Annotated in this window: 11 protein-coding genes; 3 read left to right on the plus strand and 8 right to left on the minus strand. The window is 55.4% G+C overall.

The window, feature by feature from the left end; genetic code table 11:
* Positions 1 to 50 precede the first annotated feature (50 nt).
* The gene (gene gntT, locus OGX75_RS01755; RefSeq protein ID WP_012135522.1) at positions 51 to 1367 is read left to right on the plus strand and encodes a gluconate transporter; all 1317 of its coding nucleotides are present in this window, start codon (positions 51 to 53) and stop codon (positions 1365 to 1367) included.
* A 130-nt stretch (positions 1368 to 1497) separates the two neighbouring features.
* On the opposite strand, the gene malQ is transcribed toward gntT, so the two are convergent.
* Both malQ and malP read right to left on the minus strand, forming a co-directional pair.
* Positions 1498 to 3585, minus strand: a complete 2088-nt coding sequence (malQ, locus tag OGX75_RS01760; protein WP_286450967.1) for a 4-alpha-glucanotransferase — start codon at positions 3583 to 3585, stop codon at positions 1498 to 1500.
* Between the two features lie 9 nt (positions 3586 to 3594).
* Positions 3595 to 5988: a maltodextrin phosphorylase gene (gene malP, locus OGX75_RS01765; RefSeq protein WP_286450968.1), complete on the minus strand. Its 2394-nt coding sequence runs from the start codon at positions 5986 to 5988 to the stop codon at positions 3595 to 3597.
* 617 nt (positions 5989 to 6605) lie between these two features.
* Here malP and malT point away from each other — a divergent pair.
* Entirely contained in the window at positions 6606 to 9311 is a 2706-nt protein-coding gene (gene malT / locus OGX75_RS01770) for an HTH-type transcriptional regulator MalT (RefSeq protein WP_012135526.1), read from the plus strand.
* A 44-nt stretch (positions 9312 to 9355) separates the two neighbouring features.
* On the opposite strand, the gene OGX75_RS01775 is transcribed toward malT, so the two are convergent.
* The 3 genes from OGX75_RS01775 to glpE form a co-directional block, all read right to left on the minus strand.
* Entirely contained in the window at positions 9356 to 10114 is a 759-nt protein-coding gene (locus tag OGX75_RS01775; RefSeq protein WP_012135527.1) for a DeoR/GlpR family transcriptional regulator, read from the minus strand.
* A 115-nt stretch (positions 10115 to 10229) separates the two neighbouring features.
* On the minus strand, positions 10230 to 11060 hold the full coding sequence (gene glpG / locus OGX75_RS01780; RefSeq protein WP_012135528.1) for a rhomboid family intramembrane serine protease GlpG: 831 nt from the start codon (positions 11058 to 11060) through the stop codon (positions 10230 to 10232).
* A 75-nt stretch (positions 11061 to 11135) separates the two neighbouring features.
* Positions 11136 to 11462, minus strand: a complete 327-nt coding sequence (gene glpE, locus OGX75_RS01785; protein ID WP_012135529.1) for a thiosulfate sulfurtransferase GlpE — start codon at positions 11460 to 11462, stop codon at positions 11136 to 11138.
* A gap of 202 nt (positions 11463 to 11664) precedes the next feature.
* Between glpE and glpD the strand changes: the two genes are divergently transcribed.
* Complete coding sequence (gene glpD, locus OGX75_RS01790) at positions 11665 to 13173, plus strand: glycerol-3-phosphate dehydrogenase (protein WP_012135531.1); 1509 nt, start codon at positions 11665 to 11667, stop codon at positions 13171 to 13173.
* Positions 13174 to 13309: 136 nt separating this feature from the next.
* Here the strand turns inward: glpD and glgP are convergent, their stop codons facing one another.
* Genes glgP through glgC form a run of 3 tightly spaced genes read right to left on the minus strand, consistent with a single transcriptional unit; the run spans position 13310 to position 18505 of the window.
* Positions 13310 to 15757, minus strand: coding sequence for a glycogen phosphorylase (glgP, locus tag OGX75_RS01795; RefSeq protein WP_012135533.1), 2448 nt, complete (start codon positions 15755 to 15757; stop codon positions 13310 to 13312).
* Between the two features lie 19 nt (positions 15758 to 15776).
* On the minus strand, positions 15777 to 17210 hold the full coding sequence (glgA, locus tag OGX75_RS01800) for a glycogen synthase GlgA (protein ID WP_012135534.1): 1434 nt from the start codon (positions 17208 to 17210) through the stop codon (positions 15777 to 15779).
* Positions 17210 to 18505 (minus strand): glucose-1-phosphate adenylyltransferase, encoded by a 1296-nt coding sequence (gene glgC, locus OGX75_RS01805; protein WP_024131017.1) that lies wholly within the window; start codon positions 18503 to 18505, stop codon positions 17210 to 17212. Before glgC ends, glgA begins: the two co-directional genes overlap by 1 nt.
* Positions 18506 to 18520 lie beyond the last annotated feature (15 nt).

The following is an 18520-nucleotide window of genomic DNA, read 5'->3' on the forward strand; positions in this document are numbered from 1 at the left end:
TTCGTCGACACACCGACGTTACCCATAACAAATGAAAGGCCAGGTAAATCATGCCATTAGTCATCGTCGCTATCGGTGTAATTTTGTTATTACTCCTGATGATCCGCTTCAAAATGAACGGTTTCATCGCTCTCGTCCTGGTGGCACTTGCTGTTGGATTGATGCAAGGAATGCCGCTGGATAAAGTCATTGGCTCTATTAAAGCTGGTGTTGGTGGTACTCTTGGTAGCCTCGCCCTGATTATGGGTTTCGGCGCCATGCTGGGCAAAATGCTGGCAGACTGCGGCGGCGCACAGCGCATCGCGACCACGCTGATTGCCAAATTTGGTAAAAAACACATCCAGTGGGCAGTGGTATTAACCGGCTTCACGGTAGGTTTCGCACTGTTCTATGAAGTGGGCTTCGTGCTGATGCTGCCGCTGGTATTCACCATCGCAGCGGCGGCCAGCATTCCTTTGCTGTATGTCGGCGTACCGATGGCGGCAGCGCTGTCCGTTACCCACGGCTTCCTGCCTCCGCACCCAGGCCCGACCGCCATCGCCACGATCTTCCACGCCGATATGGGTAAAACCCTGCTGTTCGGTACGATTCTGGCTATCCCGACCGTAATTCTCGCAGGCCCGGTATTTGCCCGCTTCCTGAAAGGCATCGATAAGCCGATCCCGGAAGGTCTGTACAGCGCAAAAAACTTTACTGAAGAAGAGATGCCTGGCTTTGGCGTCAGCGTCTGGACTTCTCTGGTGCCGGTTATTTTAATGGCCATGCGCGCCGTTGCAGAAATGGTGCTGCCAAAAGGTCATGCCTTCCTGCCGGTTGCTGAGTTCTTTGGCGACCCGGTAATGGCAACGCTGATTGCGGTACTGATTGCGATGTTCACGTTCGGTCTGAACCGTGGCCGCTCAATGGATCAGATTAACGACACGCTGGGTTCCTCAATCAAAATCATCGCGATGATGCTGCTGATCATCGGCGGCGGCGGCGCATTCAAGCAGGTACTGGTTGATAGCGGCGTAGACAAATACATCGCGTCCATGATGAACGAAACCAACGTTTCTCCGCTGTTCATGGCGTGGTCCATCGCTGCCGTACTGCGTATCGCGCTCGGTTCTGCCACCGTGGCCGCAATTACCGCGGGTGGTATCGTGGCGCCGCTGATTGCGACGACGGGCGTAAGCCCTGAGCTGATGGTTATCGCCGTCGGTTCCGGTAGCGTCATTTTCTCTCACGTAAACGATCCTGGCTTCTGGCTGTTCAAAGAGTATTTCAACCTGACCATCGGCGAAACCATCAAGTCCTGGTCAATGCTGGAAACTATTATCTCCGTCTGCGGCCTGATTGGGTGTCTGCTGCTGGGAATGGTGGTGTAACCGAGACGGCCTGTAGCCGGATAAGGCAAAGCCGCCATCCGGCAATGTGCGCCAGAATTGCCTGATGGCGCAGCGCTTATCAGGCCTACGTGTTGTCACCATAAAAAAGCCGGGAATTTCCCGGCTTTTTTTACTTCTTCTTCGCGGCCGCTTTTCGCCGTTTGTCCAAATCTTTAAGCAGTTTATTCACCTTGTCATCGGCAAACATCTTCTCAAGCGTCGTGGACAACTTGCGCCGCCAGTTCTTGTACTGGTCGCTGGTGCCTGGAATATTGACCGGCTCCGCCATGTCCAGCCAGTCTTCCGGCTGCAACCCCAGCAATGCGCTATGGCTGTCCGCAATGTAACGCTGCATTCCACGGTTGAGGATCGGCGTCATCGACATCAGCGACGCCTTATGCCCCGCGCGTTTCGGCAGGCAACCGTATTTGTGCAGCGCGTCCAGCAGACCCTGCTTCGCCAGCTCACGATCCTGATACAGCCCGCGCAATATCACTTCATCCGGGTAAAGCCCCAGCGTTTTGCCGAGCGTCAGGTCGCCGCTGTCCCAGTAGCCACGCAGCGTAGGAAGGTCATGCGTCGTCGCGACTGCCATTGATTGTTCCGGGTACGCTTTCGGCGCGCGGAAGTTCTTCTCATGATCATTCTCGAAATAGAGCACTTTATACGAGTAAACGCCGCTATCGCGCAGTTTACCCACGATTTCCACCGGCACCGTCCCCAGATCTTCGCCAATCACCATGCAGCGATGACGTTTACTTTCCAGCGCCAGAATAGAGAGCAGGGCGTCCACCGGGTAATGCACATACGCCCCGTGATCCGCCGTTTCACCGTAAGGAATCCACCACAGACGCAGCATCGACATAACATGATCGATACGCAAAGCGCCGCAGTTCTGCATATTGGCGCGCAGCAGTTCAATAAACGGCTCATAGGCGCGAGCGGCGATGATGTGCGGGTCCATCGGCGGCAGTCCCCAGTTCTGCCCCAGAGGGCCGAGGATATCCGGCGGCGCGCCCACCGACGCTTTCAGACAATACAGCTCACGATCGCACCAGGTTTCCGCCCCGCCTTCCGCAACCCCTACCGCCAGATCGCGATACAGGCCAATCGGCATATCATAACCCTGGCATACCGTCCAACAGGCGGCAAACTGGGTATACGCCAGCCACTGTAACCAGAGGTAAAAGTCCACCTCATCGCGGTGATCTTCACAGAACTGTTTCACTTCCGGCGAGTTCACTGACTGATACGCTTCCGGCCAGACCGGCCAGCCCCAGCGCAATTCATCTTCCTTCACCTGATGCGCGTGCAGCGCGTCAAATGCCGCCTGCCAGTACAGGCTGTCGCCTTCCTGGGCGACAAAGTGGCGAAACGCCGCCATCTGTTCATCATCACGAAGCGCAAAACCTTTCCATGCCATCCGCAGGGCGGTCATTTTCAGCGCGGTAACAGCAGAATAATCAACCCATTCGGCGTCCCGTGCGCGCTGCAATGTCTGTTGCGTCGTCGGCATGTTCCACCAGGCCTGCGCCTCTTTGCTCAACCGGAAATCGTCAACGGCATTCACGTCGATATAAATGACATTCAGCCAACGGCGGGATGAGGGGCTGTACGGGCTGGCGCTCTCCGGGTTTGCCGGGTAGAGGGCGTGAATCGGGTTCAGGCCAATAAATGCGCCGCCGCGTTTCGCAACATCCGTCAGCATCGACTGGAGATCGCCAAAGTCGCCAATCCCCCAGTTTTTTTCCGAACGCAGGGTATAAAGCTGAACGCACGCCCCCCATAGCTTCTGTCCGGTCAGCAGCGCCTGCGGCTCATAGCAGCGTTTCGGCGCCACGATGATCCGGCAGTGCGTGCGCTGTTCGCCCTGAGTCAGGGTCAGCGTGTGATACCCCTCCGGCAGCTTTGCCGGAAGCGTAAAGGCTTTACCGCCGGTGGCGTGCCCCTTGTGCTGTACGCCCTCCTCGGTGGTCAGCAGCCAGCTAAAATCGCCGCTGCCTTCTACCGCCAGCGGCATCTTCTTGCCTGCGGTATACACCATCACATTCGGCACTGGCGTCACCGCCACCTTCGTGGCGGCGGTGGCGCGGTGCATCGCATCAAGCAAACGCCGTTTGGTTTCGGCGCCAATCGACTGCGGTTTACCGTGGGCATTGATGTAATTGGGGCTGATCCCCGCCGCCAGCGCGGCATTATCCAGACGTTTGCGTTCCATGGCGCTTCCTTAGCGTTTTGCCTGCCAGATACGAGCCTGATAATCGCGGATGGAGCGATCCGAGCTGAACATCCCGCAACGCGCGGTGTTCAGGATCGTCGCCCGGGTCCAGGCATCCTGGTCGCGATACAGCACGTCCACCTGCTTTTGTGCCGCAACGTAGGCGGCAAAGTCCGCCATCACCAGGTACGGATCGCCCCCCTGTTTGCCAATGCTGTGCAGCATCTGATCAAAAGCGTGCTTGTCGCCGTTGCTGTATTTGCCGCTTTCCAGCTCCTTCAGCACCGCGTCCAGCACTTTGTCTTTCTTACGCCATTTCACCGGGTCGTAGCCCTTGGCCTTCAGCCGTTTCACCTCTTCCACGGTATGACCGAAGATAAAGATGTTCTCGTCCCCGACCTGTTCGGCGATCTCAACGTTCGCCCCATCCAGCGTACCGACCGTCAGCGCGCCGTTCAACGCCAGCTTCATATTGCCGGTGCCGGAGGCTTCTTTACCGGCAGTAGAAATCTGCTCAGAGACGTCCGCCGCCGGGATCAGCATTTCCGCCGCCGAAACGCAGTAGTCCGGCAGGAAGACCACTTTCAGCTTATCGCCGACTTTCGGGTCGTTGTTGATGGTTTCCGCCACCTTGTTAATGGCGAAGATGATGTTTTTCGCCAGATAGTAGCCCGGCGCCGCTTTTGCGCCAAACAGGAACACGCGCGGCACGCGGTCTGCTTTCGGATTTTCGCGGATCTCTTTGTACAGCGCCAGAATATGCAGCAGGTTCAGGTGCTGGCGCTTATATTCGTGCAGGCGCTTAATCTGGATATCGAAAATCGCCTGCGGGTTGATTTCAATCCCGGTGCGCATTTTCACAAATTCGGCCAGGCGGACTTTATTCGCCTGTTTAATCTCACGATACGTTTTGCGGAACGCCGCGTCGTCGGCGAATTTCTCCAGGTTGATCAGCTGATCGAGGTCGTTAGCCCACTCTTTCTTCAACGACTTATCCAGCAGCGCTGCAAGTGCCGGGTTGCACTGTTTGATCCAGCGACGCGGCGTAATGCCGTTGGTCACGTTGTGGAATTTGTTCGGCCACAGCTGGTGATATTCCGGGAACAGATCCTTCACCACCAGATCGGAGTGCAGCGCCGCAACGCCGTTGACCGCAAAGCCGCTGACCACGCACATATTGGCCATCCGCACCTGCTTGTCGTGCACTACCGTCAGCTTCGCCCACACCTGCTTATCGCCCGGCCAGGTTTTATCAACCTGTTTCTTAAAGCGGTCATTAATCTCTTTGATGATCTGCATATGGCGCGGCAGCAGCGCTTTCACCAGTTTCTCATCCCAGCACTCCAGCGCCTCCGGCATCAGCGTATGGTTGGTGTAGGCGAACGTTTTACTGGTGATGGCCCAGGCGTCGTCCCAGCTTAGCTGGTGCTCATCGAGCAGCACGCGCAGCAGTTCAGGGATAGCGATGGTCGGGTGAGTATCGTTGAGTTGAATGACCTCATACTCCGCCAGCTCATGCAGTTTGCGCCCCGCCAGGTGGTGACGGCGCAGAATATCCGCTACCGAGCAGGCGCACTGGAAATACTGCTGCATCAGGCGCAGCTTTTTGCCTGCGGTGTGGTTGTCGTTCGGATAGAGGACTTTCGTCAGTTTTTCCGCGTCGATCCCCTGCTGCTCCGCGCGCAGGAAATCGCCGTCGTTGAATTTGGTCAGGTTAAACGGATGCGCATGCGCGGCCTGCCACAAACGCAGCGGCTGTGCGACGCCGTTCCGGTAGCCGAGCACCGGCAAGTCCCACGCCTGCCCGGTGATCACAAAACCCGGTTCCCAACGCCCGTCCTTCGTCACTTTACCGCCAATACCGACCTGAACATCAAGCTGTTCATTGTGACGGAACCACGGGTAGCTACCGCGATGCCAGTCATCCGGCGCTTCCATCTGTTGCCCATCGACAAAAGACTGACGGAACAGCCCATACTGGTAGTTCAGGCCATAGCCCGTTGCGGACTGGCCTACCGTCGCCATAGAGTCCAGGAAACATGCCGCCAGACGTCCTAAACCACCGTTGCCCAGCGCAGGATCAACCTCTTCCTCCAGCAGGTCGGTCAGATTGACGTCATGCGTTTTCAGCACATCACTCACCGCCTGATACCAGCCCAGATTCAACAGGTTGTTCCCGGTCAGGCGGCCAATCAGGAATTCCATCGAGATGTAGTTAACATGACGCTGGTTTTTAGCCGGTTTCGCCGCAGGTTGCGCGCTGAGCAATTCAGCCAGTGCGCCGCTAACGGCCTGCCACCACTGGCGAGATGTCATCTCATGAGCCGACAGTAAACCGAAACGCTGCCACTGACGCATCAGGGCAGCCTGAAAGTGATCTTTGTTGAAGGTAGGCTGTGACATAGAAATTCCGAATCCTCAGGTAATAAAACAACGTTATCGTTAGTTTGCCTGGCTCGATGTTGACCTTCCTCATCCCACCCGGGATTAGGCAGGGAGGAGTAGTGGGGATGAGCATAAAAGTGTGATCGCCGCCACTTAAAGGTAGTGGATTGCCGGTGAATACGTCGAATTACCGCACAGCATACCTGCGACTGCACGCCGTTTTACGCACGATGACACAAATAATTAAATCGCGGAGGTTTATTGAAAGTGAATATGTAAATGCGGAAATAGTTTCTAACCTGAAATATCAAACCCATTCAGTTATTTCCGTTCCTGAATAATTCCCTGAGTTCATTACTTCCTGACTTTCATTAAAAAGTACAGTAACCACACAGAGGAAATGGCATTATTTGGGGCAGGCAGGATCGGGCACCATCCCAGTCTCCACGCACACTCAGACCGTGCTAAACCGTTTCTTGCAATGGATATTTAGAATTGTGACAGAGTGCAAATTCAGACACACAAAAAACTTGCATAGCTTGCATTAAACCGGTTTCTGTCCGACCTTATATCTATTAATTACGAAGCGCAAAAAAAATCGCATTTCCCCATTTCCTCACAGTGAAGTGATTACTATGTTGATTCCGTCTAAATTAAGTCGTCCGGTTCGACTCGACCATACGGTGGTTCGTGAGCGCCTGTTGGCTAAACTTTCCGGCGCGAACAATTTCAGGCTGGCCCTGGTAACAAGCCCTGCGGGCTATGGGAAAACCACGCTTGTTTCACAGTGGGCAGCCGGGAAAAACGAGTTAGGCTGGTTCTCGCTGGATGAAGGCGACAACCAGCAGGAGCGATTCGCCAGTTATTTAATTGCCGCGCTTCAGCAGGCAACGGGCGGGCATTGCTCCACCAGTGAAGTCATGGTGCAAAAACGCCAGTACGTCAGCCTGACCTCCCTTTTCGCGCAACTCTTTATTGAGTTGGCTGAGTGGCATCGCCCGCTTTATCTGGTCATTGATGATTACCATCTGATCACAAACCCGGTGATCCACGACGCGATGCGCTTTTTCCTGCGTCATCAACCCGAAAATCTCACGCTGGTCGTGCTGTCGCGTAATTTACCGCAGCTCGGCATCGCTAATCTGCGCGTTCGCGATCAGCTGCTGGAAATCGGCAGCCAGCAATTAGCCTTTAACCATCAGGAAGCAAAACAGTTCTTTGACCGCCGTCTGTCCTCGCCTATCGAAGCCGCCGAGAGCAGCCGGATGTGCGACGACGTCGCCGGTTGGGCAACCGCGCTACAGCTTATCGCCCTTTCCGCCCGCCAGAACAATAACTCCGCACACCAGTCTGCGCGACGCCTGGCGGGAATCAACGCCAGCCATCTGTCCGATTACCTGGTCGATGAAGTGCTGGACAACGTGGACGTGAGTACCCGGCATTTTCTGCTGAAAAGCGCCATCCTGCGTTCGATGAACGATGCGCTGATCGTGCGCGTGACGGGCGAAGAGAACGGGCAGATGCGTCTGGAGGAGATTGAGCGTCAGGGGCTGTTCCTGCAACGCATGGACGATACGGGCGAATGGTTCAGCTATCACCCGCTGTTTGGCAGTTTCCTGCGTCAGCGTTGCCAGTGGGAACTGGCGACCGAGCTGCCGGATATCCACCGCGCTGCCGCCGAAAGCTGGATGGCGCAAGGTTTCCCCAGCGAAGCCATTCACCATGCCCTGGCGGCGGGCGATGCGCATATGCTGCGCGATATCCTGCTGAATCATGCGTGGGGGCTATTTAACCACAGTGAGCTGGCGCTGCTGGAAGAGTCGTTAAAGGCCCTGCCGTGGGAAAGTTTGCTGGAAAACCCGCGGCTGGTTCTGTTGCAGGCATGGCTGATGCAAAGCCAGCACCGCTACAGCGAAGTGAATACCCTGCTGGCGCGCGCTGAGCAAGAAATTCAGGGCATGATGGACGGTACGCTGCATGCGGAATTTAACGCCCTGCGCGCTCAGGTCGCGATTAACGACGGCAACCCGGATGAAGCGGAACGGCTGGCAAAACTGGCGCTGGATGAGCTGCCGATCGCCTGGTTTTACAGCCGTATTGTCGCCACCTCCGTACACGGCGAAGTGCTGCACTGTAAAGGCGATCTCTCCCGTTCACTGTCGCTGATGCAGCAAACTGAGCAAATGTCGCGTCATCATGACGTCTGGCATTACGCCCTCTGGAGCCTGCTCCAACAAAGTGAAATTCTCTTCGCCCAGGGCTTTTTGCAGGCCGCCTGGGAAACCCAGGAGAAAGCGTTCCAGCTGATTAAAGAGCAACATCTCGAACAGTTGCCGATGCACGAGTTCCTGATGCGCATTCGCGCGCAGCTTCTGTGGGCATGGGCGCGTCTTGACGAAGCGGAAGCCTCCGCCCGCAGCGGTATTGATGTGCTTTCCGCATTCCAGCCGCAGCAGCAATTGCAGTGTCTGGCGCTGCTGGTGCAGTGCTCGCTGGCGCGCGGCGATCTGGATAATGCCCGCACGCAGTTGAACCGTCTGGAGAACCTGCTGGGCAACGGCCAGTATCACAGCGACTGGATTTCCAATGCCGATAAGGTTCGCGTGATTTACTGGCAGATGACGGGCGATAAGAAGTCCGCCGCCAACTGGCTGCGTCATACGCCGAAACCAGAATTTGCCAACAACCACTTCCTGCAAGGCCAGTGGCGTAATATCGCCAGAGCGCAGATCCTGCTGGGTGAGTTTGAATCCGCAGAGATTGTGCTGGAAGAGCTAAACGAGAACGCCCGTAGCCTGCGTTTAATGAGCGATCTTAACCGTAACCTGCTGTTGCTTAATCAACTGTACTGGCAGGCCGGACGTAAAAACGACGCCCAGCGGGTGTTGCTTGATGCGCTGCAACTGGCGAACCGTACCGGTTTCATCAGCCACTTTGTGATTGAAGGCGAAGCGATGGCACAGCAACTGCGTCAGTTGATTCAGTTGAATACGCTGCCGGAGCTTGAACAACATCGCGCACAGCGCATCCTGCGGGAAATTAACCAGCACCATCGACATAAGTTCGCCCATTTTGACGAAGGCTTTGTGGAGCGGCTGTTAAATCACCCGGACGTACCGGAGCTGATCCGCACCAGCCCGCTAACGCAGCGTGAGTGGCAGGTTCTGGGGCTGATCTATTCCGGCTACAGCAACGAGCAAATCGCTGGCGAGCTGGCGGTTGCGGCCACGACCATCAAAACGCACATTCGCAATTTATATCAGAAGCTCGGCGTCGCGCATCGTCAGGACGCCGTACAACATGCGCAGAGGCTTTTGAAAATGATGGGGTACGGGGTGTGATGATTGCCCGGTGGCGCTTACGCTTACCGGGCCTACAATCACGATCAGCACAACTCTAACTGAATATGGTGGTCGGTAAGCACCTGCAATACCCCTGCTGGCGGCGTCATATCGGTATAGACGGCATCCACCAGGCTAATGCTGCCCATATTCACCATCGCATTACGACCAAACTTCGAGTGATCCACAACCAGCATCACATGGCGTGAATTTTCAATAATCGCGCGTTTCGTGCGTACTTCGTGATAATCAAATTCCAGCAGCGACCCGTCGCTGTCGATACCGCTGATCCCCAGAATGCCAAAATCCAGGCGGAATTGAGAGATGAAATCGAGCGTCGCTTCGCCAATAATGCCGCCGTCACGGCTGCGAAGCTCACCGCCAGCGAGAATAATGCGAAAATCCTCTTTCACCATCAGCGTGTTTGCCACGTTGAGATTGTTGGTCACAATGCGCAGGTTACTGTGATCCAACAAGGCATGCGCCACCGCTTCCGGCGTCGTGCCGATATCGATAAACAGCGTTGAACCGTTGGGGATTTGCGTGGCGACTTTCCGCGCAATACGTTCCTTCTCCGCCGTTTGCGTCGCTTTACGATCGTGCCACGGCGTGTTTACCGAGCTGGAAGGCAACGCCGCGCCGCCGTGGTGGCGCAGGATCATATTCTGCTCCGCCAGGTCGTTGAGATCCCGACGGATGGTTTGTGGGCTGACGGAGAAATGTTCCACCAGTTCTTCAGTGCTGACGTATCCCTGCTTTTTTACCAGTTCGATGATAGCGTCATGACGTTGTGTCTGTTTCATTGTTATTCCCTGGAATTTTGCCGGATGGCGACGCCTGGCGTTTTATCCGGCCTACCGACCGTGCATTTTTAGTAGGCCGGATAAGGCGTTTCGCCGCCATCCGGCGCAACCCCAATCATGTTCGTTTTCGCGCATTCACCGTGTCAGCAAATGCCATCGCCAGCCCCACGGCCAGCCCGGCGATGTGCGCACCGTTCGCCATCGACATGCCAAACACATCAAACCACCCGGCAACAATCCAGATCAACGCAAAAGCAATAAGCCCACGCTGTAGATATATGCCGCTTTGCGGATCGCGTTCACCACGTAGCCAGGCGTAGCCCATCAGCGCGTAAACCACGCCGGAAAGCCCACCAAACCACGGGCCGCTGAACTTCTGCTGTACATAACCGCTCAGCAATGCGCTGATGACGGTAATAACAATCAGTTTTCCGCTGCCCAGACGTTTTTCCACCGCCCCGCCGATATACCACCACCACAACAGGTTGAAGAGGATATGCATTAACGAGAAATGCATAAACGCATGGGTGAAATAGCGCCAGAACTCAAATTTCAGTGACGGATCAAACGGCCATGCCAGCCACACCATGACGCTCTGCGCGCCGACGATGCTCATCACAACGAACACCAGGATACAGGCGATCATAATAAGCCAGGTGACCGGGCCCGCCCTCTCGCGCAATGTGGCGATAAACGGGAAACGGCGATAGTGCAGCCCACTGCCGGTATGACCGGACTGCCAGCTTGCCGCCAGATAACGCGGATCGGCGGGATTTTCCAGAAAGCGCGCCAGCTCCGCCCGCACGCGCTCGGCCTGAGATTCGTCCGCCAGCCAGACATCGCTTTGATGATGTTGTTGAATCGTCAGGATAACGCCCTGCGTCGCCATGTAATCAACAAATGCCTGCGCCACGCGGGGGTTAGCAAAAGAGGTAATCATCAACATTGTTGCTGTCGCTTAGTCCACACAAAAGAGGACAGTATATAGGCCCTTCCGACTTCAGGCTGCATCTTTGTGGGCTTAAGCGCCAAATGCCACCTCTGAGGGGAAATGGCGGTGCCAGGCATCAAACCCGCCATCAATACTGTAAACCGCGTCATAACCCTGTTGTAGCAGGTACTGTGCCGCGCCTTTGCTGCTATTGCCGTGATAGCACATCACCATCACCACGGTATCGAAATCATGGTCGCGCATAAACGCGCCCAGCGTATCGTTGGTCAGATGGAACGCCTGCGGCGTGTGGCCCATCGCATAGCTTTGCGGATCGCGGATATCCACCAGCACCGCCGTTCCCTGGTGCAGCTTCTGGTGAGCTTCTTCGACATTAATACATTCAAACTGATCCATGAGTCTCTCTTTCTTTTATATGCAGGCTTTATATGCAGATGGCTATTTTACCGTTCAGTGTACGTCGCCGGGGTAAGTAAACGCCATAATGTTATATGTATCACTCTAAAATGTTTTTTCGATGTTACCACCAGCTCGTTTTTTTGCTATTATGCTCGATAACGAACATTTTTGAGCTTTAACGAAAGTGCAAGAGGGTAGCATGGAAACCAAAGATCTGATTGTGATAGGCGGGGGCATTAACGGTGCGGGTATCGCGGCAGACGCCGCCGGACGTGGTTTATCCGTGCTCATGCTGGAAGCGCAGGATTTGGCCTGTGCAACCTCTTCCGCCAGCTCTAAATTAATTCACGGTGGCTTGCGCTACCTTGAACACTACGAATTCCGCCTGGTCAGCGAAGCGCTGGCCGAACGTGAAGTGCTGCTGAAAATGGCGCCGCACATCGCCTTCCCGATGCGCTTCCGACTGCCTCACCGCCCGCACCTGCGCCCGGCATGGATGATCCGAATTGGTTTGTTTATGTACGATCATCTGGGCAAACGCACCAGTCTGCCCGGTTCAACCGGTTTGCGTTTTGGCGCAGATTCGGTGCTGAAACCGGAGATCGTGCGCGGTTTCGAATATTCTGACTGCTGGGTAGACGATGCACGTCTGGTTCTGGCAAACGCCCAAATGGTGGTGCGTAAAGGCGGGGAAGTGTTAACCCGTACCCGAGCGACCTCTGCCCGTCGTGAAAACGGTCTGTGGATCGTAGAAGCGGAAGATATCGATACCGGTAAAAAGCACACCTGGCAGGCGCGTGGTCTGGTCAACGCCACGGGGCCGTGGGTAAAACAGTTCTTCGACGACGGTATGCACCTGCCTTCACCCTACGGCATTCGTCTGATCAAAGGCAGCCACATTGTGGTGCCGCGCGTGCATACGCAGAAACAGGCTTATATCCTGCAAAACGAAGATAAGCGTATCGTATTTGTGATTCCGTGGATGGATGAGTTCTCAATCATCGGCACCACTGACGTGGAGTACAAAGGCGATCCGAAGGCAGTGAAAATTGATGAAAGCGAAATCAATTACCTGTTGAAGGTCTATAACGCGCACTTCAAGAAACAACTGGGCCGCGACGATATCGTCTGGACCTACTCCGGCGTGCGTCCGCTGTGCGATGACGAGTCCGATTCTCCGCAGGCGATCACCCGTGACTACACGCTGGATATCCACGATGAAAACGGCAAAGCGCCGCTGCTGTCGGTATTCGGCGGTAAGCTGACCACTTATCGTAAGCTGGCCGAACACGCGATGGAAAAACTGTCGTCCTATTACCAGGGCATTGGCCCGGCCTGGACTAAAGAGTGCGTGCTTCCTGGCGGGGATATCGGCGGCGATCGTGAAGATTACGCGGCCAAACTGCGCCGCCGCTATCCGTTCCTGACGGAGTCGCTGGCGCGTCATTATTCCCGTACCTACGGCAGCAATACCGAGTGGATACTCGGCGAAGCCACCTCCGTTGCCGAGTTAGGTGAAGATTTCGGTCACGAACTTTACGAAGCGGAGCTGAAGTATCTGGTGGATCACGAATGGGTACGTCGTGCGGACGACGCGTTGTGGCGCCGCACCAAAGAAGGGATGTGGCTCAACGCCGAGCAGCAGTCCCGCGTGAGCCAGTGGCTGGCGGAATATATTGGCAAACGTCAGTTGTCGCTGGCGTCGTAATGACAATGCCGGATGGCGGCTACGCCTTATCCGGCCTACAAAACAGTCCACAGGCCCGGTAAGCGTCAGCGCCACCGGGCCTTTTGCCGGATGGCGACTAACGCCTTATCCGTCCTACAGGTAGTCCTGTCCCTTGTTACAACCTTACCGAATCAATGTGCCAGATATTTTCGGCATACTCCTTGATCGTCCTGTCGGAGGAGAAATACCCCATATTGGCGATATTGAGCATCGCTTTCGCGGTCCACTCTTCGGGATGACGATACAATTCATCCACCTTATCCTGACAATCAACATAGCTACGATAATCCGCCAGCACCTGATAGTGGTCGCCAAAGTTAATCAACGAATCCACCAGATCACGGTAGCGCCCCGGCTCTTCCGGGCTGAACACGCCGCTGCCGATCTGCGTCAGCACCTGGTGCAGCTCCGTATCTTTTTCGTAATACTCGCGCGGTTTATAGCCCTGCTTGCGCAGTTCTTCCACTTCTTCCGCCGTATTACCAAAGATAAAGATATTCTCCGCCCCCACATGCTCCAGCATCTCGACGTTTGCGCCGTCCAGCGTACCGATGGTCAGCGCGCCGTTAAGCGCAAACTTCATGTTACTGGTGCCGGACGCCTCCGTACCCGCCAGCGAAATCTGCTCAGACAGGTCGGCGGCAGGAATAATGACCTGCGCCAGGCTCACGCTGTAGTTCGGGATAAACACCACTTTCAGCTTATCGCCAATCTGCGGATCGTTGTTGATCACCTTAGCAACGTCATTGATCAGGTGAATAATGTGCTTCGCCATGTAATAGGCCGAAGCCGCCTTACCGGCAAAGATATTCACGCGCGGCACCCATTCCGCCTCAGGATCTTCCTTGATGCGGTTATAACGCGTAATCACATGCAGCACATTCATCAACTGACGTTTGTACTCGTGAATACGTTTAATCTGCACATCAAACAACGCCTTCGGATTGACCACCACGTTCAACTGCTGAGCGATGAGTATTGCCAGCCGTTTTTTGTTTTCCAGCTTCGCCTGGCGCACCGCGTGATTCACCAGCGGGAAATCGCAATGCTGCTGTAGTTCGCTTAGCTGGCTGAGATCCGTACGCCAGGTGCGCCCGATATTTTCGTCCAGCACCTCAGAAAGCGACGGGTTCGCCAGCGCCAGCCAGCGGCGCGGCGTCACGCCGTTGGTCACGTTGCAGAAGCGGGTCGGGAAGATACTCGCAAAATCAGCAAACAGCGACTGCACCATCAGGTTAGAGTGCAGCTCCGATACGCCATTCACTTTATGGCTCACCACCACCGCCAGCCACGCCATACGGACGCGGCGACCGTTGGACTCATCGATAATCGACGCCCGCCCCAGCAGAGCGGTATCGTTGGGATACTGCTCCTGCAACGTTTTCAGGAAATAGTCGTTAATCTCAAAGATGATCTGCAAATGACGCGGCAGGATTTTACCCAGCATATCCACCGGCCAGGTTTCCAGCGCTTCGCTCATCAGCGTGTGGTTGGTGTAGGAGAAGACCTGGCAGCACACCTCAAACGCATCGTCCCAGCTGAATTTGTGCTCATCAATCAACAAGCGCATCAGTTCCGGGATCGACAGCACCGGGTGGGTATCATTGAGGTGAATGGCGATTTTATCCGCCAGGTTGTCATAGGTTTTATGCAGCTGGTAGTGGCGGCTCAGAATGTCCTGTACCGTTGAGGAAACCAGGAAGTACTCCTGACGCAGGCGCAGCTCGCGTCCCGAATAGGTGGAGTCATCCGGGTAAAGTACGCGGGATACGTTTTCAGAGTGGTTTTTGTCTTCTACCGCCGCGAAATAGTCGCCCTGGTTAAATTTACCAAGGTTGATTTCGCTACTGGCCTGAGCGCTCCACAGGCGCAGCGTGTTGGTGGCGTCGGTATCATAACCCGGGATAATCTGGTCATAGGCCACCGCCAGAATCTCTTCGGTTTCAATCCAGCGGGCTTTCTTGCCTTCCTGCTGAATTCGCCCGCCGAAACGCACTTTGTAGCGCGTATTATGGCGTTTGAACTCCCACGGATTGCCGTATTCCAGCCAGTAGTCCGGGGACTCTTTCTGCCGCCCCTCGACAATGTTCTGCTTGAACATGCCGTAGTCGTAGCGAATTCCATAGCCGCGCCCCGGCAGACCCAGGGTCGCCAGCGAATCAAGGAAGCACGCCGCCAGACGGCCAAGACCGCCGTTGCCAAGACCGGGGTCGTTCTCTTCATCAATCAGTTCTTCGAGATCCAGCCCCATCGCTTCCAGCGCCCCTTTAACATCGTCGTAAATACCCAACGATAACAAGGCATTGGAGAGGGTTCGGCCAATCAAAAATTCCATCGACAGGTAATAGACCTGACGGGTTTCCTGCGACAGTTGAGCACGGTTAGAACGCAGCCAGCGTTCCACGAGGCGATCGCGCACCGCGAACAGCGTGGCGTTCAGCCATTCATGTTTATTGGCAATGACCGGATCTTTACCAATCGTGAACATCAGTTTGTAGGCAATAGAATGCTTAAGCGCTTCTACGCTAAGAGTGGGCGATGCATAAGTAAATGGAGCATTCATATAGGTGATTCCTGGATAACTATTTCAAGCGATAGTAAAGCTCGCGGTAAGACTTCGCCGCGACTTGCCAGCTAAAATCCATGGCCATAGCCTGCCGTTGCACAAACCGCCAGAGCGAAGGTCGGGACCACAACACGAAAGCACGCCGGATCGCCCGTAACAGAGACCAGGCATTACTATCTTCAAATACAAACCCACTGGCGATGCCGTCCGCCAGGTTTTCCAGCGAACTGTCCGACACCGTATCAGCAAGCCCACCGGTACGCCGCACCAACGGCAGCGTGCCGTACTTCAGTCCGTATAACTGCGTTAAGCCGCACGGCTCAAAGCGGCTGGGCACCAGAATGACATCCGCCCCGCCCATGATGCGGTGAGAGAAGGCTTCGTGATAGCCGATCTGCACGCCCACCTGGCCTGGGTGTTCCGCCGCCGCCGCTAAAAATCCTTCCTGCAATACCGGATCGCCCGCGCCCAGCAGCGCCAGTTGCCCGCCCTGCTCCAGCAATCCCGGCAACGCCTCCAGCACCAGATCCAGCCCTTTCTGGCTGGTCAGACGGCTGACCACGGCGAACAGCGGCGCTTTGTCATCCACTTTCAGCCCCATCGCAATCTGTAGCTGGCGCTTGTTCTCCGCTTTCTCCTCCAGCGAATCACGCGTATAGCGCGCCGCCAGCAGCAGATCCGTTTCCGGGCTCCAGATTTTCTCATCCACGCCATTCAGCACGCCGGACAGACGCCCTTCCTGATGACGCTGACGCAGCAGGCCTTCCATCCCGTACGCGAACTGCGGCTCGGTAATTTCACGCGCATAGGTCGGGCTCACCGCCGTAATATGGTCGGCGTAATACAACCCCGCCTTCAGGAATGAAATCTGCCCGTTAAACTCCAGACCATGCATGTTATAGAACGACCATGGCAGTTGGATGTCATCCATGTGATGTGCATAAAACATGCCTTGATAGGCCAGGTTGTGTACGGTAAACACCGATTTCGCCGGACGCCCGCGCGCAGCCAGATACGCAGGCGCCAGGCCTGCATGCCAGTCGTGCGCATGCACCACATCCGGGCGCCAGAATGGATCAAGCCCGCAGGCCATTTCACATCCCACCCATCCCAACAGCGCAAACCGCAGGACGTTATCGGTATAGGCGAATAAATTCGTATCGTGATAAGGGCTTCCTGGACGGTCATACAGATGCGGCGCATCAATCAGGTAGATTCCCACGCCGTTATAATGCCCGAACAGGAGCGTAATTCTTCCCGCAAAGGTATCGCGCCGGGTCACTACCTGCGCATCCGGGATACCCCGACGAATATCAGGAAATGCAGGAAGCAGCACACGAGCATCCACACCATCCGCAATCTGTGCCGCAGGCAACGCGCCAATCACATCCGCCAGACCACCTGTTTTTAGCAGGGGAAACATCTCTGAACATACATGTAAAACCTGCATTATCGCTCCTGTTTGACCTGCAATTTGCGCAGCATTTCACGCGTGACCAGCACAATGCCTTCCTCTGAACGGTAGAAACGACGGGCATCTTCTTCCGCATTTTCGCCAATCACCATACCTTCCGGGATTACGCAGGCGCGATCGATGATGCAACGACGCAAGCGGCATGAGCGTCCAACCCAGACCTCTGGCAGCAGGACTGCCGAATCGATGTTACAGAATGAGTTCACCCTCACGCGCGGGAACAGGACGGACTGCACCACCACCGAACCGGATATAATGCACCCGCCGGAGACCAGCGAGTTGAGCGTCATGCCGTGGCTGCCGGAGCGATCCTGAACAAATTTCGCAGGCGGCAGAGACTCCATGTGCGTGCGGATCGGCCAGTCCTGATCATACATGTCGAGTTCCGGCGTCACCGAGGCCAGGTCGAGGTTGGCTTTCCAGTAGGCTTCCAGCGTACCCACATCGCGCCAGTAAGGTTCAGATTCGGGATCGGACTGCACGCAGGACAGCGGGAATGGATGCGCATATGCCATACCGGCTTTGGTGATTTTTGGGATGATATCTTTACCGAAATCGTGGCTGGAGGTGTCGTCTTTGTCGTCCTCCTCCAGCAACTCATACAGATAATCGGCGTTGAAAATGTAGATCCCCATGCTGGCGAGAGATTTCGTCGCGTCGCCAGGCATGGCTGGCGGATTCGCCGGTTTTTCAACAAACTCGATGATCTTGTCGCTCTCGTCTACCGCCATCACGCCAAACGCGGTGGCCTCTTCAATCGGCACCGGCATACACGCCACGGTGCAGCGCGCTCCTTTTTCGAAGTGGTCGATCAGCATGCGCGAGTAGTCCTGCTTGTAGATATGATCGCCCGCGAGGATCACCACATATTCCGCTTTATAGCGACGAATGATGTCCAGGTTCTGGGTCACGGCATCTGCCGTTCCACGATACCAGTTTTCGCCCTGCATCCTTTGCTGGGCGGGAAGCAGGTCGACGAATTCGTTCATCTCTTCGCTGAAGAATGACCAGCCGCGCTGAATATGCTGTACCAGAGTATGAGACTGGTATTGCGTGATCACGCCAATACGGCGGATCCCGGAGTTAATACAGTTGGATAAGGCAAAATCGATGATGCGGAACTTACCGCCAAAGTGCACGGCAGGTTTGGCACGTTTGTTGGTTAAATCTTTCAGGCGTGTACCACGGCCACCGGCCAGGATCAGGGCAACAGATTTTAATGGCAGCTGGCGCGCCAACATTACACGATCGTTCTTCTCTAAACTCACCATGACTAACTCCTTTTT

Origin of the sequence: Citrobacter sp. CK199, assembly GCF_030333285.1 — a bacterium.
GTDB classification, from domain to species: domain Bacteria; phylum Pseudomonadota; class Gammaproteobacteria; order Enterobacterales; family Enterobacteriaceae; genus Citrobacter_B; species Citrobacter_B koseri.